Genomic DNA, 24,286 nt, shown 5'->3' with positions numbered 1-24,286 from the left:
AAAGAAGGCATATTGAGAACATGGTAGATAAACGCGAATCCTATAGCAAAGAAGACCTGATTGCCTCTGGTCGCGGCGAACTATTTGGCGAGAATGGCCCACCGCTTCCGTCTGACAACATGTTGATGATGGACCGCGTGGTCAAAATGACCGAAGACGGCGGCAAATTTGATAAAGGTTATGTGGAAGCCGAACTGGATATCCGCCCTGACCTGTGGTTCTTTGATTGCCACTTTAAAGGCGATCCGGTGATGCCAGGCTGTCTGGGTCTGGATGCTATGTGGCAGCTGGTTGGCTTCTATCTCGGCTGGCTGGGTGCGGAAGGTAAAGGCCGTGCGCTGGGTGTGGGTGAAGTGAAATTCACCGGCCAGGTTCTGCCGACGGCGAAGCTGGTTACTTACAAAATTCACTTCAAACGCGTCATCAACCGCAAGCTGGTGATGGGCGTGGCCGATGGCGAAGTGTTCGTCGACGGTAACCTGATTTACACCGCGACTGACCTGAAAGTGGGCCTGTTTAAAGACACTTCAGCATTCTGACCCGCCAACAAAAACCTCCGCACGCAGCGGAGGTTTTTTTTCCTGTTTACAGACATCCGACGGTGCCTAAGCCACCGCCGACCTGTCCTCCATGGCTTGTCGCCAACCTCCCAACCAGTGAGACCGGGCATCGATCATTTGATAAGGGCATATCTCTTTTGAGCGGCCGGTAATGCCTGCCTGATAGCCTCGTGAATGTGCTCGTTCCAGGCGGTCTCTCTTCTGTCTCTTCATACCTCGTTTCCCTCATTTCAGGTCTGGTGGAATCTGGTGGAAAGAAAGAGTGGTGAATTAATGTTCAACCACAGTAATGTTCTAACCTGTGGTGGGTGAAAGGTCAATGCGCAAAATTCACGCCAATGTCATCAATTTGCCGTGAAATCGACACAAATCTCTCAGTGCCGCCGCCATATCTGGCTGATTCCGCAATAAAAAAGTCCCTGATTTGCGCGCCGTCACATAACGGCAAATCAGGGACTTAGCATAAGCATCGAACAAATCCTAATTTAGCGTCACCACGCTGTTAGCGATTTGCTGTGCCGTTTGCTGCCAGCCGAGCGCCAGCGTGCGCACCAGCGCATCGTAGCCATCTTCGGTCTGCGGCAGCGTCAGATTAAAGCCATGTTTGATAAGCCGGCCTTGATGTTGTAACAGCCATTCACCGCTTACTACCACCTTGCCGTCATAGCGGCCGTGGAAGCCGGTGACGTGCACGCTGAGCGTATCGTGCGTGTCACCCAGCGGCTGACTGGCCACCAGCCGGCCGGGCAACGCCTGGCCGAGGTTACTCACCAGTGTCTGCTGCAGCTGCTGGTCGAGCGGACTGGCCCACAGATTGTTGGCGGCAATCACGTACTTCACGTCGCTGGTTTGATAAACCAGCCCGTTGCCGGCGAGATAATCCGGCACGCTCACCTGTTCAACCCAAATCATCGGCTGGCTGGCGGAGGCGTCACTGCTGACGCGCGCCATATTGCTGCCCGCAGGCAGCTGGTAATATGTGGTGTCGATAGTGCTGCTGCAGCCCGCCAGCAGCAGCACAGCACCGATAATCAGCCCTTTTTTCACTGTTTCGCCCTCTTTGGCTGCGGATCCTGACCGGGTTTGGCTTCAAATACCAGCGCGTTGCTCTTACTGTTGAGCGTTTTCAGCACCGGCTGCAATTCGCGCAGCACCTGGTCAAGGCGCTGCATATCGCCCACCAGTTTGTTATAGGCTGGCGATCCCGGCTGCAGCCCCTTCATGCTGCGATTAAGCTCGCGCAGGGTTTGCTGCATATCGGCCGGCAGCGTTTTCATCGCCGGGTTGGCGGTGATCTGATTAAGGTTATCCAGCGTTTTCTGCAGCTGCTGCAGGGTGCGCTGGCTCTCTTTCAGCGTGCCGGTGGCCTGGTTGATCATCGGGTTGAGCGGCAGTGCGTTGATTTTATCCAGCGCCGCCATCAGTTTCTGCTGAATCTGGCTCAGACCGCCGCTCACGGTCGGAATCACTTCCAGCCCCGCCACTTCGTTCGGTCCTTTGTAAGCCGGTGCATTGTCATAGAAGTCGAGATCGACAAACAGCGCACCGGACAGCAGGTTGCCGGTTTTCAGCGTGGCGCGCAGGCCGCGTTTCTTACCATCCTGCAGATGCTGTTCAAGATTGAAGTCGCCACCCAGACGGCTGATAAAGCGGTCCGGCTCGATGCGGATCAGCACCGGCACACGGTAATCAGTGTTCAGCGCCTGATTCACGCCCGGGATCATGTAAGGCACCTGAGCCACGGTACCAAGACGAATGCCGCGGAACTCTACCGGAGCGCCGACCTGCAGACCACGAATCGAGTCGCTGAAGAACATCAGGAAATCAGTGTGCTTGGTGTACAGCGAATCCTGAATGCTGCGCTGGTCATCATACAGATGGTAGTCGTCCTGATTTTTGGCCAGCTCGCCGAGTTCCCAGCCGTCCGGCACGTCAAAGCTCACACCACCGCTAAACAGGGTCGTCAGCGAGCCCATTTCGACGCGCATGCCGGAAGCGGACATATCCACCGCAATGCCGCTGTCTTTCCAGAAGCGCACATTGGTGGTAATTAGCCGATCGTAAGGCGCGGCGATGAACAGCTGATAGGTCATCATGCGCTTGTCGGTATCAAAGGTGCTGGTTTCCACCGTACCGACGCGATAGCCGCGGAACAGCACCGGATCGCCCGGATTAAGCTGGCCGGCTTTTTTGCTGTCAAGGATGACGCGAATACCTTTGGCATCCGGCGGTGCCAGCGGCGGCGCGTCGAGCAGCTGATAGTGCTCTGGCTTATCCCCTTTGGCGCCGGGCTGCAGTTCAATGTAGGCGCCGGAGAGCAGCGTACCGAGGCCCGTCACCCCTTCCCGGCCAATCTGCGGCTTCACCACCCAAAACACGCTGTCTTTATGCAGCAGTTTTTCCATGCCGGCATTCAGGCGTGCGGTGATCTCCACATGGTGCAGATCGTCCGTCAGTACCGCACTTTCGACGGTGCCCACGTCGACGCTGCGGCTTTTAATGGTGGTTTTACCGGCAACGATGCCTTCGGCGTTTTCGGTGATCAGCGTGACCTGCGGTCCCTGATGGCTGAAGTGATAAAACAGAATCCATCCGCCGATTAACAGCGTGACGATAGGTACGATCCACACCGGCGACCAGCGTTTAATCTGGTCGACGTTAGCAATGCCGTGTTGGTTGTCCGTCAAGACGCGGCTCCTTACGTTCAGTTTCCTGTAGGCGATCCCAAATCAGGCGCGGATCAAACGTCATGGCGGCGAACATAGTCAGAATCACCACCAGCGCAAACAATAGCGCGCCTGGCGCAGGGTAAACACTCATCAGCTGGCCCATGCGCACCAGCGCAGAAAGCACAGCGATCACAAACACATCAATCATTGACCAGCGGCCAACAAACTCCACCACCTCATAAATCAGGTGCATCTTCTCGCTGTCGCGCCGGCCGCGGCCGCTGGCGTGCCAGCACAGCCAGCCAATCGCCACCATCTTCAGCGAAGGCACCATAATACTGGCGATAAAAATCACCAGCGCGACCGGCCAGGAGCCATCGCTCCACAGCAAAATGACGCCGGCCATAATGTTGGACGGATACTGCGAGCCGAGCGTTTCGGTCACCATGATCGGCATAATATTCGACGGGATATACAGCATCACCGAGGTGATCAGCAGCGCCAGCGTCCACTGCAGGCTGTGCTGCCTGCGCGGCGCAGCGCTCACGCCGCAGCGCGGACAGGTTTTCTCAGCAGCCGGCAGAATCGCGGTGCAGCACGGACAGCTGCGCAACCCCTGCTTCAGTCCGCTGATGCCCGCCTGAGGCGTTTGCGCCAGCGGCGGCAGCGGATCGATCCGCTGCCAGACCCAGCGGCGATCGACGCACTGAAACGCACGCAGCTGCAGCAGACAAAACAGGCACCACGGCCAGAAGCTGCTGCCAAGGCCAATTTCACCGTAGGCCATCAGTTTGACGAAGCTGACCAGCACGCCGGCCATGAAAATTTCGGCCATACCCCAGCTGCGCAATTGAAACAGAATGCGTGCCAGCCCGAGTCGCAGGCTGTGCGGCAGGCGCACCGGATTCACCAGCAGCAGAATGGCGATCATGCAGAAAGCCGGAATGCCCTGCACAAACAGCAGGAACAGCGTGGCGAGGCTGCGATAATCCTCGCGATCCATCACCTGCGGGATAGCCATCAGCGAAATCTGGCTGCTGAGACCGGCCACATGCATGCTGATAAACGGAAACAGATTGGCCAGCAGCAGCATAAACAGCGCCGCCAGCGCATAGCCGGTGGGACGTTTACGCGGTTCGTGCCAGTTAGCCACCAGCGTGGTGTGACAGCGCGGACAGCGCGCACGGCTGCCCACCGGTACGGCGGGCAGTTTTACGGTTAAATCACACTGCGGACAGAGCATCCAGTGCTGCGTCTGATGCGTGGCACACATGCTGACTCCCTCTGCGTTATGCGCCGTTTTTCAGCGCTTCCAGCTCTTCCCACCGTTCAAAGGTGGTTTCCAGCTCCTGCTCCGCCTGCGCCAGCGCATCCAGCACCGGCTGCGTTTTGTCGTGCGGCTGGCTGAAGAAGTCCGGATGACTCATCTGCGCCTGCAGCTCACCGATACGCGTCTCCAGCTGCTCCAGCTTTTGCGGCAGCTGTTCCAGTTCACGCGTCAGGTTATAGCTTAGCTTGCCTGCGCTGCGTTTGGGGGCGTCGGCTTTTTCTGCCGGTTTAGCCGCTGCGCTTTTGACCGGTGCGGCTTTGGTCTGCTTGTAAGCGGCGCGCTGCTGCTGCGCATCATGGTAGCCACCGACGAAGGTACCGATCTCGCCGTTGCCTTCAAAGATCCAGCATTCGGTCACGGTGTTGTCCACAAACTGACGATCGTGGCTCACCAGCAGTACGGTTCCCTGATAGCCATCCACCAGCTCTTCCAGCAGCTCGAGCGTTTCGACATCAAGGTCGTTGGTCGGTTCGTCAAGGATCAGCAGGTTGCTGGGCTTGAGGAACAGACGCGCCAGCAGCAGGCGGTTACGCTCGCCGCCGGACAGCGCACGCACCGGCGTCATGGCGCGTTTCGGGTGGAACAGGAAGTCCTGCAGATAGCCCAGCACGTGGCGTGGCTTGCCGTTGACCATCACTTCCTGTTTGCCTTCTGCCAGGTTATCCATCACGGTTTTATCCGGATCGAGCTCCGCGCGGTGCTGATCGAAGTAGGCGATTTCCAGTTTGGTGCCGCAGTGCACGCGACCGGCATCCGCCTTCAGCTGGCCGAGCATCAGGCGCAGCAGCGTGGTTTTACCGCAGCCGTTCGGGCCAATCAGGGCGATTTTGTCGCCGCGCTGCACCTGGGTGGAGAAATCCTTCACCAGCGTTTTGCCGTCAACGCCGTAATCCACGTTTTCCAGCTCAAAGACGATTTTGCCGGAACGCGCCGCTTCACCGACCTGCATATTGGCTTTGCCCATCACGTCACGCCGTTCGGAACGTTCACGACGCAGCGCTTTCAGCGCGCGCACGCGGCCTTCGTTACGGGTGCGACGCGCTTTGATGCCCTGGCGAATCCACACTTCTTCCTGCGCCAGCTTGCGGTCGAATTCGGCGTTTTGCATCTCTTCAACGCGCAGCGCTTCCTCTTTGCCGAGCAGGAACTGATCGTAATCGCCCGGCCATGACACCAGCTTGCCGCGATCGAGGTCGACGATGCGCGTCGCCATATTGCGGATAAACGAGCGGTCGTGCGAAATAAACACGATGCTGCCGTTGAAGGTTTTCAGGAAGCTTTCCAGCCAGTCGATGGTTTCGATATCGAGATGGTTAGTCGGTTCGTCGAGCATCAGCACGCGCGGGTTGCTGACCAGCGCACGGCCCAGCGCGGCTTTACGCAGCCAGCCACCGGAGAGTGACGACAGCTCGGTGTCCGGCTGCAGCCCGATTTGCTGCAGCACATCGTTGATGCGGCTGTCGAGCTGCCACAGGTTGTGATGGTCGAGAATTGTCTGCAGTCGCCCCATTTCGTTGAGGTTTTTCTCGCTCGGATCTTCCATCACCAGGTGCGATATGGCGTGATACGCCTTAAGGTGCTCAGCCTGTTCGGCCACGCCCTCGGCGACGAAGTCGTACACCGAACCGGTGATATTGCGTGGCGGATCCTGTTGCAGCCGCGCGACCACCAAATCCTGCTCATAAATAATGCGGCCGTCATCCAGCGGCTGTTCGCCGTTGATGATTTTCATCAGCGTCGATTTACCGGCGCCGTTGCGCCCAACCAGACAGACGCGCTCGCCCTCTTCGATATGCAGTTCGGTGTTATCCAACAGCGGCGCATCGCTGAACGACAGGTAAGCGCCATGGATACTGATCAGTGACATAAAACTTATTCCTTACCGGCGTGGCTTACCAGCCAGCAGTTGTGAATTTGACGGTTGCGCGCAAAGTCCTGCGACAGCGTTTTTTGCGTAATTTCCTGCGCCTGCAGACCCAGACGCTGCAAGCCGTCCAGATCCATTTTGAAGCCGCGCTTGTTATTGGAGAACATAATGGTGCCGCCGCGACGCAGCATGCGCTTCAGGTTCTGCAGCAGCATCAGGTGGTCGCGCTGCACATCGAAGTCATCTTCCATGCGTTTGGAGTTGGAGAAGGTCGGCGGATCGATAAAGATCAGATCGAACTGCTCATCGCTTTCGCGCAGCCAGCTCAGGCAGTCCGCCTGCATCAGGCGATGCTGGCGCCCGGTTAATCCGTTCAGGCGCAGGTTACGTTCGGCCCACTCCAGATAGGTGTGCGACATATCAACCGTGGTGGTGGATTTGGCGCCGCCCAGCCCGGCGTGCACGCTGGCGCTACCGGTATAGGAGAACAGGTTAAGGAAATCTTTCCCCTGGCTCATCTGGCCCAGCATCTGGCGCGCGATACGGTGGTCGAGGAACAGGCCAGTATCGAGATAATCCGTCAGGTTCACCAGCAGCCGCGCGTTAAACTCCTGCACTTCAAAGAATTCGCCCTTCTCGCTCAGCTTCTGGTACTGATTTTTGCCCTTCTGCCGTTCGCGGGTTTTCAGCACCAGGCGATTGGCCGGTATCTCCAGCACGCTCAGCGTGGCACCGATCACGTCAAACAGGCGCTGACGCGCTTTGGTCGCATCCACGGTTTTCGGCGGCGCGTACTCCTGAATCACTACCCAGTCGGCGTAGCGATCGACCGCCACGTTATACTCCGGCAGATCGGCGTCATACAGGCGGTAGCAGTCAATATTCGACTGGCGCGCCCACTTGTCCAGTTTTTTGCTGTTCTTACGCAGGCGGTTAGCAAAGTCTTCGGCAATCTGTGCGCCGCCTTCGGCGCTGTTCTCCGCCAGCTGGTAGTTCTTCTGTACGCACTCCAGCGGACCGTTTTTCGCTTTAAACTGGCGATCGGCGCGCAGCTGCAGGCAGCTGAGCAGCTCTGGTGAGGCGCTGAACAGCGACAAATTCCAGCCGCCAAACTGCTGTTTCATGATGCGGCCCAGCTGGCTGTGCAGCGCAATCAGCGCCGGCTCGCTCTCCAGACGCTCACCGTACGGCGGGTTACTCAGCACCGTACCGCGCATCGCTTCGCCCGCCAGCGGATTTTTCAGCTGCAGCACATCCTGCTGCGCAAAGGTGAACAGATCGAACACGCCGGCGCGGCGCGCGTTGGCACGTGCCCACTCCAGCACGCGACCATCATTATCATAGCCAAAGAAGCGTGACGTGGTGGCGGCCGTGCCGGCGCGCGCACGCTGCAGCGCGTCGCTGCGCACCTCCTGCCACAGCGCGCTGTTGTGGCGTTTCCAGCGGCTGAAGCCCCAGTGCGAACGCAGCAGGCCCGGCGCGCGATCGCAGGCGATCAGCGCCGCTTCAATCAGCAGCGTACCGGAGCCGCACATCGGATCGACCAGCGGCGTGCCGCTCTGCCAGCCGGAGCGCATCACAATCGCCGCCGCCAGGTTCTCTTTCAGCGGTGCCTGGCCGGTTTGCTGGCGATAGCCGCGCTGATGCAGTGCGGTGCCGCTCAGATCCAGCGCGATGCTAACGCGATCTTTGTTCAGCCACGCGTTAATGCGGATGCCCGGCTGCTCGCGATCGACACTCGGACGCTCCAGATTCTGCCGGGTAAAGCTATCGACAATCGCATCTTTGATGCGCAGCGCACCAAACTGGCTGTTGCGAATCACCTCATTGGTGCCGCTGAAGTGGATGGCGAACGTGGTGTTGCTGTCAAACAGCTCACTCCACGGGATGCTTTGCGCGCCGACGTAGAGATCGAGATCGCTCCAGACGCCGAATTCTCCCAGCGGCAGCAAAATACGTGAAGCCAGACGGCTCCACAGCAGGCTTTGGTACATTACGCGGTCGTCGGCTCGGAAGTGGACGCCGCCCTGCACCACCTGCAAATCCTGCGCACCCAGCGCGTCCAGCTCAGTTTTCAACAGCTCTTCGAGCCCACGCGCCGTACTGGCAAACAGAGAATTCATATCGTCACTTTTACTCTTGCTAAAATTGTTGCGCATTATAGCGAATCAGCGTCCTATGTCATAAAGTTAGCTTCTTTTTGTCTGTACGGAGTTGTGATGATTACCCTGTCTCGCCTGTATATTCACCCGGTTAAATCGATGCGTGGTTTGCAGCTGTCACACGCGCAGGTGCTGGAAAGCGGTCTGGCCTTCGATCGCATCTTTATGGTGACCGAAGCGGACGGGACCTTTATTACCGCCCGCCAGTTTCCGGAGATGGTGCGTTTCACGCCCGCCCCGCTGCCCGACGGGCTATTCATCACCGCGCCGGACGGCAGCCAGGCGCTGATCCGCTTCAGCGATTTCAGCGCCCAGCCGGCACCGACCGAAGTGTGGGGCAACCAGTTCACTGCGTGCATTGCGCCTGACACCATCAACCAGTGGCTGAGCGGCTTTTTCCCGCGCCCGGTGCAGCTGCGCTGGGTTGGCGCTGAGCCGTCACGCCGGGTAAAACGCTTCGACCAGGTCCCGCTGGGGTTCGCTGACGGTTTCCCTTACCTGCTGGTCAACATGGCGTCGCTGCAGGATCTGCAGCAGCGCTGTCCGGCCAGCGTGCGGCTGGAGCAGTTCCGCCCCAATCTGATCGTCAGCGGCGCCAGCGCCTGGGACGAGGACAGCTGGAAACGTATTAAGATCGGCGAGATCACCTTCGAGATGCCGAAGCCGTGCAGCCGCTGCGTGTTTACCACCATCGGCACCGAAAGCGGTCGCAAGCACCCGCAGGGCGAACCGCTCGCCACGCTGCAGCGTTTCCGCAGCGCGCAGGACGGCAGCGGAGATATCGATTTCGGCCTGAATCTGATTGCGCTTAACAGCGGCATCGTGCGCGTCGGCGATACGGTTGAAGTGCTGGAACGGCAGACGCCGCGCGCTTACGGTGCCGGTGAGGTGGTGGAAACGCTGCAGGCCGCCAGCAGCGCGCCGGCTGCCGTGACCATCGGCTATCAGGGTCAGCAGTTTGCTGGCGATAATCAGCAGGTATTACTGGAACAGCTGGAGATGCAGGGCTTTCGCATTCCCTATTCGTGCCGTGCCGGAATCTGCGGCAACTGCAAAATGACGCTGGTGTCGGGTGACGTGAAGGCGCTGAAGCAGAGCGCGGTGCGCGGCGATGGCACCATTCTCAGCTGCAGCTGTATTCCGAACGGAGATATCGAACTGGCGTAAGCGCTACACCGCGCGGGCAAACGGCGCGTTACTTTCCTGCAACTGCGGCTGCAGGCGATCGTTCATGATCTTGATAGCATCGCCGAGCTGCATCCCTTTGCCCGCCACCGTCAGCGCACTCTGCGCCAGCAGACAGAGCGCGGCATTCTCGCCGCTTTCGACCACCAGCAGCTGCGCCTGTTCGCCGCTGTCAGCCAGCGTTACCGCCACCATATCGCCCGCGACGGGCTGCCAGCTGTGCGCATGGCTGGTAAAGTGCCAGCTTTTCGGCATCAGCGGCTTAAGGAAACGGCTGGCCACCAGCGCGTTCAGCACCAGCTCGGCGCGCTGATCGCTTTTTAAGCCGCTCTGGCGACAGCGCTCTTCAAAAGTAAAATAAAGCGCAGCGTCATCAACGCAAAAACCGCTGTCATTAAAGGCATCGGGCGTCAGCATTTTGCGCGAGAAGCGCGAGCGAAATAACATTCCATCGGCCAGATCCAGCATCATCCGGTCATGCTCTGCGTCAAAATACCAACGCCAGTTGTCATCGGGTTTGATTTTCATGGGGTGCCCTGTGGATTTACGCTGCGCTAAACGGCGCTCAAATTTAAAATATTGCTTTAAGGAAAAAGCTGAAAATTGTACGAACAGGACAAAATATAAACGAGCCGGAGGGAGAAATAAACCCCCCGGCCAGGGAAAGTGAGAAATGTCTTAGAGATGGGTCACGATATCTTTAATTAAACCCGGACCTTTATAAATAAAGCCAGAGTATATCTGTACCAGCGTTGCGCCAGCCGCCATTTTTTCCCGTGCCGCGACCAGCGAATCAATGCCACCGACGCCAATAATAGGCAGACGTCCCTGCAGCTCCTGCGCCAGACGGCGAATCACCTCGGTGCTGCGCGACTGAACCGGACGGCCACTTAATCCCCCCGCTTCGTCGGCATATTTCAGCCCGCTCACCAGCGAACGATCGAGCGTGGTATTGGTGGCGATCACGCCGTCTATTTCGTGGCGCACTAAACTGTCGGCAACCTGGATCAATTCTTCTTCAGAAAGATCCGGCGCGATCTTCACCGCCACCGGCACATATTTCAGATGGCTTTCCTGCAGCGCCCGCTGTTTTAATTTAATCGCCGACAGCAGATCGTCCAGCGCTTCGCCATATTGCAGCGAACGTAATCCGGGGGTATTCGGTGAGGAAATATTGATGGCAATATAACCGGCGTGCGCATACACCTTTTCCATGCAGGTGAGATAATCGTCTTTGCCCTGCTCCACCGGCGTATCTTTATTTTTACCTATATTGATGCCGAGCACGCCTTTAAAGCGCGCCTTTTTCACATTCTCTACCAGGTGATCGACGCCGAGATTATTAAACCCCATGCGGTTGATGATACCTTCCGCCGCCACCAGCCGGAACATGCGGGGTTTGTCATTGCCCGGCTGTGCGCGTGGCGTCACCGTGCCCACCTCGACAAAGCCAAAGCCCATGGCGCCAAAGGCATCAATGCACTCCGCGTTCTTATCCAGCCCCGCAGCCAGACCCAGCGCGTTCGGAAAGGTCAGCCCCATACAGGTCACCGGGCGTGACGGTAGCGACTGACGAATCAGCCCTTCCAGCGGCGTGCCGCTGATGAAGCGTAACTGTTGAAAGGTGAGTTCGTGCGCGCGCTCTGGATCGAGCTTAAACAGCGCCGGCCGGACGATAGGATATAGCATGCACTCTCCTGAATGGCGGAAGCTTCGTGAAAGTCGGGTGCACGGGAATTTGTGCGCCAGAATGGTAAGGTGCTCTGGCGCAAAAGTAAATTACTCTGGGATGCAACAATTTGATCGGTATCAGCGTCGGGCGGAATAGCGTCCCAGACGATCGCGGCAGGCCTGTAAACCGCTGTAAATCGCCGGGCAATACCACAGCAGTTTCAGACGCGCGTTGTGCTGTAACACTTTACGCACCAGCTGATTCACCTGCGGCTGCCACTCGGCGGGTACCGTCATGTGATTTTTGCGGATTTGCGTCAGGCAGCCGTGCATCACCGTCTGGTAATAGTCATCCAGCAGCGCCTCATCGTGCGGCAGTTGCTGCTGCTGCAGGAACTGCTCACTGCCGGCGCGGGCGATAAAGTAATTTTTCACCCACGAGAAGTCGCGTGTGCTCTGCGACAGTGAACTCAGCATAAAGCGTTTGTAGTAGTAGCTCTGGCTGGTGCAGTACAGCGCGCGCGCCTGCAGATAGAGGGCGAACATAAAGGGCGCGTCTTCATGGTTTTGGATCGGCAGAAACTGCAGATCGAGCTGGTCAATCAGGCGACGCGAGATGATGCTGCTCCAGATCACCCGATGCGCCGACTGATGCTGAATCAGCGTGCGCAGCGTGGCGCTGCCGCCCGGCAGCAGGCCGCTGACGTGGCGCTGATGGATGGTCTGATAATGGCGCTGCGGCGCTGGCAGGTCGAAAAACATCTTCGCGCCAAAGCAGAACAGATCAATCTCCGGATGACGCGCCTGCACGCGGCGGAAATCGGCGAACAGTTCTGTCGAGACGAAGTCGTCGGCATCCATAAAATAGACGAAATCGCCGCTGGCTGCGGCCAGCCCCTTCATGCGCGCGGCACTGACGCCGCCGCGTCCGCCACTCAACAGCGTCACCTGCGGATGCTGCGCAGCAAACGCCGTCAGCCAGGCCACGCTGTCATCGCTCGAGCCATCATCAATAATGATGATCTCTTCCGGCGGCGATGACTGGCGAAGCAGCGACCCCAGGGTTTCCGGCAGCCAGGGCGCGCAGTTCCAGTTAGGGATAATTACCGAAACCGTCGGCGTGCGGCGTGATGTCATGCTCATCCTCTTTCCTCTGCGTTAACAAGCGGCGCGCGCAGGCGTTTTAGCACCAGGCTGTGTAACAGACAGCACACGCCAAGGTTAAATGCCCCGATCAGCCCCAGCCACAGCAGGTTGATCCAGCGATTCTGGTTCCACTCGATGGGCAACAGCGTGCTGAGCCAGGCAATCAGAGCCGACACCGCCCAAATCAGCGCTACGTCGCGCGTCAGCCAGCTGAAATGGATGCCCGGCGCAAAGCGGCGATGCACCAGCCACGCCCAGCCAACTAAATAGAAGATGTTCTGCCCCAGCCACAGCCAGCCGGTGCCCAGCGCCCCGTAATGGACGGCACACCAGATGTTGAGCGGCACCAGCACGACGGCAAAACAGGTGAATCCCTGCATGTGCAGTTTCAGATTGCCGTTAACGTATTGCAGGTGATACAGCAGGCCGCAGATCGCCTGGATGCCGCTGCCGAGCGCATAGAGGCTAAGCACAAACGCCATCTCTTCGACAATTTGCGGTTTCTGCGTCCACGCCCACAGTAGCGGTCCGGCATAGCAGGCAATGGTGATGCTGAGCGGGGCCATAAAAATTGCTACCGCCTGGGTGGTATAGCGGTAGAGCTTCAGCGATTCGGCATCGCCCTGCTGACGGGTTTTCATGCCGGTCATGCGCGGCACAATCGCCTGCATAATCGGACTGCTCAGCAGCAGGATCCCGGTCGCAGCCGTGGCAACCACGGTGAACGAGCCGTACTCGCTCAGCGGCAGGGTTTTTGACAGCACCAGCCGGTCAATCTGCGAAATAAAGGTCCACACGGCGCTGGAGAAGGCGGCGCTCAGCGCAAAGCGGATAAAGGGTTTAAGCACGCCTTTCAGATCGTCGCGCTTCTCTTTGCGCGCTGCGCGGGGCACCAGCTGACAGGATTTCCAGATACAGCAGGCGGCTTCGGCAATCGACACCAGCAATTGCCAGATAAAGAAGGTCAGCAGCGGATTCGGGAACAGCTGGATCACCAGTACCGCGCCAAAAGTACGCAGCGTGGTAATGATCAGGTTCACGCCGTTGAGCCAGACCTGATGCTCAAAACCGACAATCACGCTGCGATACGGGCTGGTACGCCAGCGAATCGCGGCGGTGATCACCATGATCGCCACGGCAACCACCACATCGCTGGCGGGCAAGTGCTGCGCATCCAGCCAGTGCGTGGCAATCCATGGCGTCGCCAGCCAGCCGAGCACCACCAGCACCAGGGTGGAGAACAGGAAGAAGCGGGTCAGCGTGGCAAACAGCGCCGGAAACCAGACAAATTCTGCCTGATTTGCCCGGTAGCGTGCCGCCTCGCGCATCAGCGTGGTTGAAACGCCCGCGTCAAGCAACTGCAGCCAGGTCAGCAATATAGAAAAGAAGCCCACGAGACCGTAAGCTTCCATACCTAAATGCTGAATATACAGGGGAACCACTAAAATACCTGACAGCGTCAGATAGATCTGGCCAACATAGTTGGCAATCGCGTTACGTTTGATAGACATAAAAACTCTGGCGTCTGGGTATTTTTCTCAGTGTTAACAGCGTGACACAAAAATACCTCAGCGCCCACGGGAGTAATTCTTAAAATTAACGCTGGCGCTATCTCAGCGGCTTTTTCTCATTTTCATCAGTGAGAAATAGAGGTCGGGCTGTTTCAGTAACAGTTTTTCCATTGTGCTCTGCGGTGAAAACTGATCGGCAAAGTAGCGCACCGCGTGCCGCACATTATTAGAGAACTGCGTTTCAGCGTTTAATTCCTGCTGTACCAGCTGTAATAACCCGCTGCGTAAATAACTCTGGCGATAGCGGTTTCGCTCCGGAATAAAGTGTGACAAACGGGTGACCTTTTCATACTCCGTCATAAATTGCTGATAGCTGGGCGGCGGATTAACCGTGGTGACCTCATGCTCCGCGCGGGCATCCAGCAGCCATACCGTTTGCGTATTTAACAGGCCGGCCAGCATCACATCCTGAATGCGTACCAGCGGAGCGGCATTTTTCACCAGCGCGGCGCGCAGGATAACGGCGTAATTATTCTGCTGCCACAGGCGCTGCGCCTGCAGCTGCTGGAACAGCTGCAGCGACGACTGCAGGCCGCTGCTCAGTGCACGCGGTGCCAGTGAAAGCAGCATGCAGTTGAGCTCCGGGCGCTGATGGCTGAGCGTTGCCACTTCCTGCAACAGTGCCGCAGAGGGCACAAAACCATCAGCGGCAAACAGTAAAAACGCGTCGTCGCTGACGCTCTCCGCCGCTGGCTGTGGCACAGCGGTAAACTGACTGTGCGCGGCATCCGGCTGCAGCAGATAACACAATAGTGGATTAACGTTATCAGCCGCGACGCGCGCAGGCTGATCGGCAACCGGCTCAGCCGGATGCACTAACAGAGCAGACCTTCCCATATTCCTCTCCCTAAAAATAATACTGAATAATGGCCAGACAAAAATCCGCCCAATTAAGGCGCAAATAAGGCAGTGACTTTTTTTTAGCGTAAGAAAACTCAATCAATTATAAACAGCCCGCCGACGGCATGACTATTGGCCCTTGCCAGACTGGCTGATAATTTACCGTTTATTGTTAAGCGCAACTGAAGCAATCCCGGTCATAGTGCAGAAGTGATACGTAATATCGGTAACAGGAAACGCGTTAAACGGTGCGATTTTAATAAAACGCCACGCTTTGACACACTTATTCGCTAATTTGAGACCAGCTTAAAATGGAACATTCTAAACAGCCACTACGAAAAATCCTGGTGCACGCTTTAAACTTACGTCAGCGTTTGTTTGCTACTCCTTAAATTACCTCATCTATTTCTTCTTAAGCCTGACGACAATGGCGCGCCCGGCGATATGTGTCGACGGTTACACCTCTGATTTAACCAGGCAACAGCGCTTTTAATCATTCTCACCTTGCCCGTGACGGAAGCCGCTAATGAAAACCCGGCAACCTGTGGGTGCAATTCAGATTAACCTTAGAGGCGCTTTTCCCTTCCTTTATAAGCGCGGGCTATTCCCGCCTGACGGCTATCCATTGCCGGATAAATCATTTACGCCTCGCCGCCTGCTCTGTCAGGATTGAACGCATCAGTTCTCAATAATTGCTAATCAATAACTTTCAGTTATAAGGAGTGACCATGCGGGTTATTACGCTGGCGGGGAGTCCGCGTTTTCCTTCACGTTCCACGGCGCTGCTGAGTGTGTGCCAGCGGGCGCTGGAAGCGCGTGGCGTTGAGGTGATTCCGTGGAACATTCACAACTTTCAGCCGGAAGATTTGCTGTATGCGCGCTTTGACTCACCGGCACTGACCGCGCTGAAAGCAGATTTAGCGCTCGCGGAGGGGCTGATCGTCGCCACACCGATTTATAAAGCCTCTTTCTCAGGTGCGCTTAAAACCTTGCTCGACCTGCTGCCAGAACGCGCGCTGGAACATAAAGTGGTGCTGCCGCTGGCCAGCGGCGGCAGCGTGGCGCACATGCTGGCCGTTGACTACGCGCTGAAACCGGTGCTGAACGCGCTGAAAGCGCAGGAAGTTCTGCACGGCGTGTTCGCCAACGATACGCAAATCACCCATTACGACCGCCAGCCTGAGCTGGATGCGCTGCTGAGCGAGCGCATTGATGAAGCGCTGGAAACCTTCTGGCAGGCGCTGCACCGTCGTCATCAACCCTATGCTCAGGCTGTATAAAGGAACCGCGATGAAAAGGATGTTAACCCGCTGGCTGCTGCCAACCGTTACCGCGCTGTTTGCCCTGACCCTCGCGGCTCAGGCTGCCGAAGCGCCGGTACAATTCCGTATCGGCTATCAGAAAGGATCGGTCAGCATGGTGCTGGCCAAATCGCATCGGCTGCTGGAGCAGCGCTTCCCGGCCACCAACATTCAGTGGATCGAGTTTCCGGCCGGTCCGCAAATGCTTGAGGCGCTGAACGTGGGCAGCATTGACCTGGGCAGCACCGGCGACATCCCGCCGCTGTTTGCTCAGGCCGCCGGGGCGGATTTGCTGTATGTCGGCTCGGAGCCACCGAAGCCGCAGGCTGAAGTGATTCTGGTGCCGAAGGACAGTCCCATCCACAGCGTGGCGCAACTGAAAGGCCATAAAGTGGCGTTCCAGAAAGGCTCCAGTTCGCACAATCTGCTGCTGCGCGCGCTGGAACAGGCCGGGCTGAGCTTTAACGATATTCAGCCGACTTATCTGACGCCAGCCGATGCGCGCGCCGCGTTTCAGCAGGGCGATGTTGACGCCTGGGCGATCTGGGATCCCTACTATTCCGCTGCGCTGCTGCAGGGCAACGTCCGTGTGCTGGTGGACGGCAGTAAGCTGAACCAGACCGGTTCGTTCTACCTCGCTACGCGCAGCTTTACTACCGATCACGGTGACTTCGTGCAGCAGGTGCTGCACACCTTTAGCGAAGCCGATGCGCTGACGCGTAGCCAGCGCCAGCAAAGTATCGATCTGCTGGCACAGGCGATGGGCCTGCCGAAGCCGGTGATCGCCAGCTACCTTGACCATCGTCCTCCGACCACCATTACGCCGGTCAGCGCCCACACGGCGCAGGCCCAACAGCAAACTGCCGATCTGTTTTATGCCAACCATTTAATGCCGGTCAAAGTCACCATTGCCGATCGCATCTGGCAGCCACAGCCGGCGCGGCCATAAGGAAATTTATCATGAGCGTATCCGTATTCTGGTTTCTTCCTACCCACGGCGACGGCCACTATCTCGGTACCGCCGAAGGCGCGCGCCCGGTGGACCACGGTTATCTGCAACAGGTGGCGCAGGCCGCCGATCGCCTCGGTTTTGGTGGCGTGCTGATCCCCACCGGCCGGTCGTGTGAAGATGCGTGGCTGGTGGCCGCATCCCTGATTCCGGTGACGCAGCGCCTGCGGTTTCTGGTGGCGCTGCGCCCGGGGGTGATTTCCCCGACGCAGGCCGCACGGCAGGCCGCCACGCTCGATCGTCTCTCCAACGGGCGCGCGCTGTTTAACCTCGTCACCGGCGGCGATCCGGAAGAGCTGGCGGGCGACGGCGTTTTCCTCGATCACCGCGAGCGTTATGCCGAATCCGCGGAGTTCACCCGCGTCTGGCGCCGGGTCAGCGAGGGTGAAACGGTTGATTACGAAGGCAAGTACGTCAAAGTGCGCGGTGCACGATTGATGTTTAAAGCGGTGCAGCAGCCACGTCCACCGCTGTGGTTTGGTGGCTCATCGGATGCCGCGCAGGATCTGGCCGCGGAGCAGGTGGATGTCTATCTGACCTGGGGCGAACCGCCCGCGCTGGTCAAAGAGAAGATTGAACAGGTGCGCGCCAAAGCGGCGGCCCAGGGGCGCACGGTGCGCTTCGGCATTCGTCTGCACGTGATTGTGCGTGAAACCAATGAAGAAGCATGGCAGGCGGCAGACCGGCTCATCGCCCATCTTGACGATGCCACCATTGCTAAAGCGCAGGCGGCCTTTGCCCGCACCGATTCAGTCGGTCAGCAGCGCATGGCCGCGCTGCACGGCGGACGGCGCGATCGGCTGGAGATCAGCCCGAACCTGTGGGCCGGCGTCGGTCTGGTACGCGGCGGTGCCGGGACTGCACTGGTGGGCGACGGTCCGACGGTCGCGGCGCGTATGCAGGAGTATCAGGATCTCGGCATCGAAACCTTCATTCTGTCTGGCTATCCGCATCTGGAAGAGGCCTATCGCGTAGGCGAGCTGCTGTTCCCGCATCTCGACCTGGCCGTGCCGGAAATCCCGCAACCCCGCGTGGTGCAGGCGCACGGTGAAGCGGTCGCCAATGATTTCACCCCGCAAAAAGTCGCGCAGAGTTAAGGAGTCGCATATGGCAAAGGTCAAGAAACAGCTGAGCAATGCCCTGCTGCCGTGGGCGCTGCCGGTGCTGCTGGTGGTGGTGTGGCAGGTTGCCTCACAGGCCGGCTGGCTGTCGACACGCATCCTGCCCTCGCCGGAGAATATTGTCATCACCTTCTGGCATCTCGCGGCCAGCGGTGAGTTGTGGCAACACCTCGCCATCAGCGGCTGGCGAGCGGCAATCGGCTTTGCCATTGGCGGTTCGATTGGTCTGATTCTCGGGCTGATTACCGGCACGTCGCGCACCGGCGAACGGTTGCTGGATACCTCGGTGCAGATGCTGCGTAACGTGCCGCACCTGGCGCTGATCCCGCTGGTGATTCTGTGGTTCGGCATCGACGAGTCAGCCAAAATTTTTCTTGTGGCGCTCGGCACGCTGTTCCCTATCTACCTCAATACCTATCACGGCATACGGAATATTGACCGCGGCCTGGTGGAGATGGCGCGCAGCTATGGTCTCTCCGGCTGGAGCCTGTTTATTCAGGTGATTTTGCCGGGCGCGCTGCCGTCAATCATGGTTGGCGTGCGCTTTGCCCTCGGTCTGATGTGGCTGACGCTGATCGTGGCCGAAACCATCTCGGCCAACTCCGGTATTGGCTATCTGGCAATGAACGCCCGTGAGTTTCTGCAAACCGATGTGGTGGTGGTCGCCATCATTCTCTATGCCCTGCTGGGCAAACTGGCCGACGTGACGGCACAGCTGCTGGAGCGTGTCTGGCTGCGCTGGCATCCGGCTTACCAATTGAAGGAGGAGAACGCATGAGCAACGCAACGCTAAGCCCGGCGCGCCTGAACCGCGGTACCCCGGTGGGCGTCAATGGCGTCACCAAGCAGTATGGCAATCGCACCATCCTGAATCATATCGATTTACATATTCCGGCCGGCCAGTTTGTCGCGGTGGTCGGCCGCAGCGGCTGCGGTAAAAGTACCCTGCTGCGCCTGCTGGCCGGGCTGGAATCCACCACGCACGGTGAACTGCTGGCGGGCAACGCGCCGCTGGCCGAGGCGCGCGAAGATACCCGCCTGATGTTTCAGGATGCGCGTCTGCTGCCGTGGAAGAAAGTGATTGATAACGTTGGCCTCGGTCTGAAAGGCCGCGAGTGGCGCAGCGCAGCGCTGGAAGCGCTGGCGGCGGTCGGTCTGGCCGATCGTGCACATGAGTGGCCGGCGGCGCTTTCCGGCGGACAGAAACAGCGGGTGGCCCTGGCGCGGGCGCTGATTCATCGTCCCGGCCTGCTGCTGCTCGATGAACCGCTCGGCGCACTTGATGCGCTGACGCGCATTGAAATGCAGGGCCTGATTGAGTCGCTATGGCAGCAGCATAATTTTACCGTGTTGCTGGTGACGCACGATGTCAGCGAAGCGGTGGCGATGGCCGATCGCGTATTGCTGATTGAAGAGGGTCAGATCGGGCTGGATTTGGCGGTGGATTTACCGCGTCCGCGCCGCAAAGGATCGGCGCGCCTCGCCGAGCTGGAGGCCGAGGTGCTGGATCGGGTGATGAAGCGGGGAACCTCAGAGCAGCTCCTGCAGTTCGCGCAGCAGCGTTAATTCAGGACGCGCGATAAATCGCGCCGCTACAGAGGATTGCAACTCTTTGTAGCGGCGCAATTTATTGCGCATTGTTTTCTTACGCGTTCAGCGCTTTGGTGATCTTCTCATACAGATCGCCGGACAGATTCTCCAGCCCTTTCAGCGTCTCCAGCGCCTGACGCATCAGCGCCTGACGGTCGGCATCATAACGCTTCAGACGAATCAGCGGCTCAATCATGCGCGCTGCCACCTGCGGGTTGCGGCTGTTGAGATCGGTCAGCATCTCCACCAGGAACTGGTAGCCGCTGCCATCTTTGGCGTGGAAGGCTGCCGGGTTGGCCGAGGCAAACGCGCCAATCAATGAACGGATGCGGTTCGGGTTACCCATGGTGAACGAGCGATGTGTCAGCAAGCTACGTACCTTGCTCAGCACGTCTGCCGCCGGGCTGGTGGCCTGCAACATAAACCACTTATCCATCACCAGACCATCCTGATGCCAGCGCTCGTCGTACGCCGCCAGCAGCGCATCACGGCATGGCAACTGCGCCGCCACCGCCGCTGACAGCGCGGCCAGCGCATCGGTCATGTTGCTGGCTTTGTCGTACTGCGCCTGCACCAGTTTGCTGGCCTGCTCCGCGTCCGCAAACGCCAGATAGCTCAGGCAGACATTCTTCAGCGCGCGCTTGCCGATCTCGGCATGCTCGACTTTGTAGTCGCTGCTCTGGTTGGCGAGATACACCGCATAGAATTCATCGCTCAGCTCATTCGCCAGCGTGCGCACCAGCGCCGCGCGGACTGCGGCAATCGCCAGCGGGTCGATCACCTCGAACAGCTCGGCGATCTCATTCTCTGACGGCAGCGACAGGATCAGCGCCATCAGCGCCGGATCGCCCTGCTCATCCAGCAGCACCGCGCGGAAAGCATCGGCGACGTGCAGCGGCAGCGACAGCGGCTGGCCCTGCTGATGGCGCGCCACGTTGAGGCGGATATACGTCGCCAGCAGACTTTGCGCGGCATCCCAGCGCGAGAAGTCGTTGCGCGCGTGGCGCATCAGGAAAGTCAGCTGCGCATCGCTCCATTTATAGTCGAGCTTCACCGGTGCGGAGAATTCCCGCAGCAGCGACGGCACCGGCTGGAAATAGACGTTGTCGAAAATAAAGGTCTGGAACTCGTCGGTGACGTTCAGCACGTGATGAACCGGATGACCGTTGTGCTGCAGCGGAATGACCTTGCCTTCGCCGTCATACAGTTCGATATCCAGCGGAATGTGCAGCGGCAGCTTCTCTTTTTGATCGGCGGTCGGTGGCGTGTGCTGCGTGACGTGCAGCGTGTACTGCTCCAGCTCCGGGTTGTAGTCATCACGCACCGTCAGCACCGGCGTGCCCGACTGACTGTACCAGCGGCGGAACTGTGACAAATCGACGTTGGAGGCATCTTCCATCGCCTGCACGAAATCATCACAGGTGGCGGCGCTGCCATCGTGACGCTCGAAATAGAGGTGCATCCCCTGCTGGAACTGCTCTTCACCCAGCAGCGTGTGCAGCATGCGAATCACTTCAGAACCCTTCTCATACACCGTCAGGGTGTAGAAGTTGTTCATTTCAATCACCTGATCCGGACGGATCGGATGGGCCATCGGGCTGGCATCCTCGGCAAACTGCGCGCCGCGCATCACGCGCACATTATCAATACGGTTGACCGCGCGCGAGCCGAGATCGGAGCTAAACTCCTGATCGCGGAAGACCGTCAGACCCTCTTTCAGGCTGAGCTGGAACCAGTCGCGGCAGGTCACGCGGTTGCCGGTCCAGTTGTGGAAATACTCGTGACCAATCACGGCTTCAATGCCGAGATAATCTTTGTCGGTAGCGGTTTCCGCCTTAGCCAGCACATATTTGGAGTTAAAGACGTTGAGGCCTTTATTCTCCATCGCGCCCATGTTGAAGAAATCCACCGCGACGATCATAAAGATATCGAGGTCATATTCGAGGCCGAACCGCTCTTCGTCCCACTTCATGCTGGCTTTGAGCGAGGTCATCGCCCAGTCCGCGCGGTCGAGGTTGCCGCGATCGACAAAAATTTCCAGCGCCACGTTACGGCCGGAACGGGTGGTAAAGCTGTCACGCAGCACATCGAAATCGCCGGCGACCAGCGCAAACAGGTAGCAGGGTTTCGGGAACGGATCCTGCCATTTCACCCAGTGACGCCCATCCTCGTGCTGGCCGCTCTCCAGCTTGTTACCGTTGGACAGCAGGTACGGATAGCTAGCCGCGTCGGCGATCAGGGTGGTGGTGAAGCGCGCCAGCACGTCCGGGCGATCGAGATACCAGGTGATATGCCGGAAGCCTTCGGCTTCACACTGGGTGCAGAGCGCCTCGCCGGATTTATACAGCCCTTCCAGCGCGGTGTTTTTATCCGGATGGATTTCATTAATGATGGTCAGGGTAAAGTTGTCCGGCAGCTGGCTGATAATCAGTGCGCCCTGCTCTTCGCGGTAGTGCGGCCACGGATTGCCATCCACCGCCAGCGACAGCAGGGTCAGCGCCTCACCGTCCAGACGCAGTTCAGCCTGCTGCGCGCCAAGGCGTTTTACCTGACTGACGGCGGTGACGCGCGTGGTCGCCGCATCAAGATCAAACGTCAGGTCGATATCGGTGATGGTGTAGTCCGGCGCCCGGTAGTCGTGGCGATATTTAATTTGCGGCTGTTGCGTCATAAATCCTTCTCGCATCGTTAATATAGTCAACCCTCAGAGTCTAAGCGGGTTGCGCCCGGGTTGCCACGCACAATGCGTGCGTTGCGCCAAAAGTCTACAATTCATTAACAATGGCACAAATGACCCTCGACCTGTCACCTGCAATTATGGTGTGATCGCGGTGATTACTGTTTTATACTCCTGCGTCTTTATGACTTTGTTGAATACCGGGCTCTGCTCCGCGGAAGAGGATGCTGAAACGCACCATGACTGGACACGCTTCCCCGATTTTGACCACGCTGCTTGATACCGATGCCTATAAGCTTCACATGCAGCAGGCCGTTTATCATCGTTACTACGATGTCCCGGTAACGGCAGAATTTCGCTGCCGCAGCGATGAGCAGCTCGGCCAGTATGCCGACGCCATCCGCACGCACATTACTGCCATGCAATCTCTGGCGCTGAGCGATGACGAATATCGTTACCTCAGCAGCTTACCGTTTTTCCAGCAGGATTATCTCGACTGGCTGCGTCAGTTCCGCTTCGATGCCTCGCAGGTTGAGGTGCGCGACGAACACGGACATCTGCGCATTCAGATTCGCGGCCCGTGGCGTGAAGTGATTCTGTGGGAAGTGCCGCTGCTGGCGCTGATCAGCGAAGTGGTACACCGTCACCGGACGCCGGAAAGCGGCGCGGAACAGGCGGTGGCGCATCTGCAGCAGAAGCTGGTGCACTTCCGTGAGCAGGTGGGCGATCTCGATATGTCGCGCTTCCAGCTGATGGACTTTGGCACGCGCCGTCGCTATTCGCGCGCGGTGCAGGAAGCGATTGTCAGCACGCTGAAAAACGAATTCCCGTGGCTGCTGGGCACCAGTAACTACGATCTGGCGCGCCGGTTGCAGCTTAACCCGGTCGGAACCCAGGCACATGAATGGTTCCAGGCGCATCAGCAGATCAGCCCGGTACTGGCCAACAGCCAGCGCGCGGCACTGCAGTCGTGGCTGGATGAGTACGATAACCAGCTCGGCATTGCCCTGACCGACTGCATCACGATGGACGCCTTCCTGCGTGATTTCGGCCCCGGTTTTGCCCATCGCTATCAGGGCCTGCGCCATGATTCGGGCGATCCGGTGGAGTGGGGAGAAAAAGCCATTGCGCATTATCAGCGGCTGAATATTGATCCGCTCAGCAAAACGCTGGTGTTCTCCGACAATCTCAACCTCGATAAAGCGCTGGCGCTGTATCGTCATTTCGGTCAGCGTGCGAACGTGGTATTTGGCATCGGCACCCGCCTCACCTGCGATATTCCCGGCGTCACGCCTTTGAATATCGTGATCAAACTGGTGAGCTGCAACGGTAAACCGGTGGCCAAACTCTCCGACAGTCCCGGTAAAACCATCTGCCAGGATAAAGCCTTCGTGCGCGCCCTGCGCAAAGCCTTCGACCTGCCGCTGGTCAAACGCGCCAGCTAATTGGCCTAAGCAGGGTGCCTGCGCCCTGCTCTGCGCCAGAAAATCTCTTTATTCTCCGGCAATTTTGCTTGTTTCCTGGTGGCTCGCAAGTAACATAGCTAAACCCCGGAATGGGGCTTATTTCACTCCATCTTCATTTATA

20 protein-coding genes are annotated in these 24,286 nt (G+C 58.3%); 8 read left to right on the top strand and 12 right to left on the bottom strand.

The features are described from left to right. Positions 1-20 precede the first annotated feature (20 nt). Positions 21-539 (top strand): bifunctional 3-hydroxydecanoyl-ACP dehydratase/trans-2-decenoyl-ACP isomerase, encoded by a 519-nt coding sequence (gene fabA, locus F3J36_RS00675; RefSeq protein WP_010616565.1) that lies wholly within the window; start codon positions 21-23, stop codon positions 537-539. Between the two features lie 66 nt (positions 540-605). On the opposite strand, the gene rmf is transcribed toward fabA, so the two are convergent. The 6 genes from rmf to rlmKL form a co-directional block, all read right to left on the bottom strand. Beyond that, positions 606-773, bottom strand: a complete 168-nt coding sequence (gene rmf / locus F3J36_RS00670) for a ribosome modulation factor (RefSeq protein ID WP_013508548.1) — start codon at positions 771-773, stop codon at positions 606-608. A gap of 267 nt (positions 774-1,040) precedes the next feature. Next, the gene (gene pqiC / locus F3J36_RS00665) at positions 1,041-1,607 is read right to left on the bottom strand and encodes a membrane integrity-associated transporter subunit PqiC (RefSeq protein WP_021508310.1); all 567 of its coding nucleotides are present in this window, start codon (positions 1,605-1,607) and stop codon (positions 1,041-1,043) included. Next, entirely contained in the window at positions 1,604-3,247 is a 1,644-nt protein-coding gene (gene pqiB, locus F3J36_RS00660) for an intermembrane transport protein PqiB (RefSeq protein ID WP_021508311.1), read from the bottom strand. The genes pqiC and pqiB overlap by 4 nt, the downstream gene beginning before the upstream one ends. Further along, on the bottom strand, positions 3,219-4,502 hold the full coding sequence (gene pqiA, locus F3J36_RS00655) for a membrane integrity-associated transporter subunit PqiA (protein ID WP_021508312.1): 1,284 nt from the start codon (positions 4,500-4,502) through the stop codon (positions 3,219-3,221). The genes pqiB and pqiA overlap by 29 nt, the downstream gene beginning before the upstream one ends. 16 nt (positions 4,503-4,518) lie before the next feature. Further along, positions 4,519-6,426, bottom strand: coding sequence for an ABC transporter ATP-binding protein (locus tag F3J36_RS00650; protein WP_021508313.1), 1,908 nt, complete (start codon positions 6,424-6,426; stop codon positions 4,519-4,521). A gap of 5 nt (positions 6,427-6,431) precedes the next feature. Then, positions 6,432-8,549 carry a bifunctional 23S rRNA (guanine(2069)-N(7))-methyltransferase RlmK/23S rRNA (guanine(2445)-N(2))-methyltransferase RlmL gene (rlmKL, locus tag F3J36_RS00645; protein WP_166718653.1) on the bottom strand — a complete coding sequence of 706 codons (2,118 nt, stop codon included), beginning with the start codon at positions 8,547-8,549 and terminating at the stop codon, positions 6,432-6,434. A 96-nt stretch (positions 8,550-8,645) separates the two neighbouring features. On the opposite strand from rlmKL, the gene F3J36_RS00640 reads away from it, so the two are divergent. Then, the gene (locus F3J36_RS00640) at positions 8,646-9,755 is read left to right on the top strand and encodes a YcbX family protein (protein WP_166718652.1); all 1,110 of its coding nucleotides are present in this window, start codon (positions 8,646-8,648) and stop codon (positions 9,753-9,755) included. Between the two features lie 3 nt (positions 9,756-9,758). Here the strand turns inward: F3J36_RS00640 and F3J36_RS00635 are convergent, their stop codons facing one another. The 5 genes from F3J36_RS00635 to F3J36_RS00615 form a co-directional block, all read right to left on the bottom strand. Continuing rightward, entirely contained in the window at positions 9,759-10,301 is a 543-nt protein-coding gene (locus F3J36_RS00635) for a cell division protein ZapC (protein ID WP_166718651.1), read from the bottom strand. Between the two features lie 150 nt (positions 10,302-10,451). Beyond that, positions 10,452-11,462: a quinone-dependent dihydroorotate dehydrogenase gene (pyrD, locus tag F3J36_RS00630; RefSeq protein WP_021508317.1), complete on the bottom strand. Its 1,011-nt coding sequence runs from the start codon at positions 11,460-11,462 to the stop codon at positions 10,452-10,454. A gap of 120 nt (positions 11,463-11,582) precedes the next feature. Beyond that, positions 11,583-12,587 carry a glycosyltransferase family A protein gene (locus tag F3J36_RS00625; RefSeq protein WP_058780800.1) on the bottom strand — a complete coding sequence of 335 codons (1,005 nt, stop codon included), beginning with the start codon at positions 12,585-12,587 and terminating at the stop codon, positions 11,583-11,585. Then, positions 12,584-14,101 (bottom strand): lipopolysaccharide biosynthesis protein, encoded by a 1,518-nt coding sequence (locus F3J36_RS00620; protein WP_021508319.1) that lies wholly within the window; start codon positions 14,099-14,101, stop codon positions 12,584-12,586. Before F3J36_RS00620 ends, F3J36_RS00625 begins: the two co-directional genes overlap by 4 nt. Before the next feature lie 102 nt (positions 14,102-14,203). Next, complete coding sequence (locus F3J36_RS00615) at positions 14,204-14,998, bottom strand: hypothetical protein (protein WP_166718650.1); 795 nt, start codon at positions 14,996-14,998, stop codon at positions 14,204-14,206. A gap of 731 nt (positions 14,999-15,729) precedes the next feature. On the opposite strand from F3J36_RS00615, the gene ssuE reads away from it, so the two are divergent. From ssuE to ssuB, 5 genes are read left to right on the top strand one after another with little or no spacing between them, the layout of a single operon-like run. Next, positions 15,730-16,281 carry an NADPH-dependent FMN reductase gene (gene ssuE / locus F3J36_RS00610; RefSeq protein ID WP_166718649.1) on the top strand — a complete coding sequence of 184 codons (552 nt, stop codon included), beginning with the start codon at positions 15,730-15,732 and terminating at the stop codon, positions 16,279-16,281. A gap of 10 nt (positions 16,282-16,291) precedes the next feature. Further along, the gene (locus F3J36_RS00605; RefSeq protein WP_166718648.1) at positions 16,292-17,251 is read left to right on the top strand and encodes a sulfonate ABC transporter substrate-binding protein; all 960 of its coding nucleotides are present in this window, start codon (positions 16,292-16,294) and stop codon (positions 17,249-17,251) included. 11 nt (positions 17,252-17,262) lie between these two features. Continuing rightward, positions 17,263-18,408 (top strand): FMNH2-dependent alkanesulfonate monooxygenase, encoded by a 1,146-nt coding sequence (ssuD, locus tag F3J36_RS00600; RefSeq protein ID WP_058775379.1) that lies wholly within the window; start codon positions 17,263-17,265, stop codon positions 18,406-18,408. 10 nt (positions 18,409-18,418) lie between these two features. Further along, positions 18,419-19,210, top strand: a complete 792-nt coding sequence (gene ssuC / locus F3J36_RS00595) for an aliphatic sulfonate ABC transporter permease SsuC (protein ID WP_166718647.1) — start codon at positions 18,419-18,421, stop codon at positions 19,208-19,210. Next, positions 19,207-19,998, top strand: coding sequence for an aliphatic sulfonates ABC transporter ATP-binding protein (gene ssuB / locus F3J36_RS00590; protein ID WP_166718646.1), 792 nt, complete (start codon positions 19,207-19,209; stop codon positions 19,996-19,998). The genes ssuC and ssuB overlap by 4 nt, the downstream gene beginning before the upstream one ends. 79 nt (positions 19,999-20,077) lie before the next feature. Here ssuB and pepN read toward each other — a convergent pair whose 3' ends face one another. Further along, positions 20,078-22,693, bottom strand: coding sequence for an aminopeptidase N (pepN, locus tag F3J36_RS00585; RefSeq protein ID WP_166718645.1), 2,616 nt, complete (start codon positions 22,691-22,693; stop codon positions 20,078-20,080). A gap of 245 nt (positions 22,694-22,938) precedes the next feature. On the opposite strand from pepN, the gene pncB reads away from it, so the two are divergent. Beyond that, on the top strand, positions 22,939-24,144 hold the full coding sequence (pncB, locus tag F3J36_RS00580) for a nicotinate phosphoribosyltransferase (protein WP_166718644.1): 1,206 nt from the start codon (positions 22,939-22,941) through the stop codon (positions 24,142-24,144). Positions 24,145-24,286 lie beyond the last annotated feature (142 nt).

The organism is Pantoea sp. Cy-640 (assembly GCF_011752635.1).
GTDB classification, from domain to species: Bacteria; Pseudomonadota; Gammaproteobacteria; order Enterobacterales; family Enterobacteriaceae; genus Pantoea; species Pantoea dispersa.
The sequence above is the reverse complement of the archived record's forward strand: the minus strand, read 5'-3'. Positions and strand labels throughout refer to the sequence as shown.

What these genes read in the sequence shown, in the direction of transcription:
- fabA (WP_010616565.1), top strand. Translation starts at nt 21, where the DNA reads ATGGTAGATAAACGCGAATCCTATAGCAAAGAAGACCTGATTGCCTCT.
- rmf (WP_013508548.1), bottom strand. Translation starts at nt 773, where the DNA reads ATGAAGAGACAGAAGAGAGACCGCCTGGAACGAGCACATTCACGAGGC.
- pqiA (WP_021508312.1), bottom strand. Translation starts at nt 4,502, where the DNA reads ATGTGTGCCACGCATCAGACGCAGCACTGGATGCTCTGTCCGCAGTGT.
- F3J36_RS00650 (WP_021508313.1), bottom strand. Translation starts at nt 6,426, where the DNA reads ATGTCACTGATCAGTATCCATGGCGCTTACCTGTCGTTCAGCGATGCG.
- rlmKL (WP_166718653.1), bottom strand. Translation starts at nt 8,549, where the DNA reads ATGAATTCTCTGTTTGCCAGTACGGCGCGTGGGCTCGAAGAGCTGTTG.
- F3J36_RS00640 (WP_166718652.1), top strand. Translation starts at nt 8,646, where the DNA reads ATGATTACCCTGTCTCGCCTGTATATTCACCCGGTTAAATCGATGCGT.
- F3J36_RS00635 (WP_166718651.1), bottom strand. Translation starts at nt 10,301, where the DNA reads ATGAAAATCAAACCCGATGACAACTGGCGTTGGTATTTTGACGCAGAG.
- pyrD (WP_021508317.1), bottom strand. Translation starts at nt 11,462, where the DNA reads ATGCTATATCCTATCGTCCGGCCGGCGCTGTTTAAGCTCGATCCAGAG.
- F3J36_RS00625 (WP_058780800.1), bottom strand. Translation starts at nt 12,587, where the DNA reads ATGAGCATGACATCACGCCGCACGCCGACGGTTTCGGTAATTATCCCT.
- F3J36_RS00620 (WP_021508319.1), bottom strand. Translation starts at nt 14,101, where the DNA reads ATGTCTATCAAACGTAACGCGATTGCCAACTATGTTGGCCAGATCTAT.
- F3J36_RS00615 (WP_166718650.1), bottom strand. Translation starts at nt 14,998, where the DNA reads ATGGGAAGGTCTGCTCTGTTAGTGCATCCGGCTGAGCCGGTTGCCGAT.
- ssuE (WP_166718649.1), top strand. Translation starts at nt 15,730, where the DNA reads ATGCGGGTTATTACGCTGGCGGGGAGTCCGCGTTTTCCTTCACGTTCC.
- F3J36_RS00605 (WP_166718648.1), top strand. Translation starts at nt 16,292, where the DNA reads ATGAAAAGGATGTTAACCCGCTGGCTGCTGCCAACCGTTACCGCGCTG.
- ssuD (WP_058775379.1), top strand. Translation starts at nt 17,263, where the DNA reads ATGAGCGTATCCGTATTCTGGTTTCTTCCTACCCACGGCGACGGCCAC.
- ssuC (WP_166718647.1), top strand. Translation starts at nt 18,419, where the DNA reads ATGGCAAAGGTCAAGAAACAGCTGAGCAATGCCCTGCTGCCGTGGGCG.
- ssuB (WP_166718646.1), top strand. Translation starts at nt 19,207, where the DNA reads ATGAGCAACGCAACGCTAAGCCCGGCGCGCCTGAACCGCGGTACCCCG.
- pepN (WP_166718645.1), bottom strand. Translation starts at nt 22,693, where the DNA reads ATGACGCAACAGCCGCAAATTAAATATCGCCACGACTACCGGGCGCCG.
- pncB (WP_166718644.1), top strand. Translation starts at nt 22,939, where the DNA reads ATGACTGGACACGCTTCCCCGATTTTGACCACGCTGCTTGATACCGAT.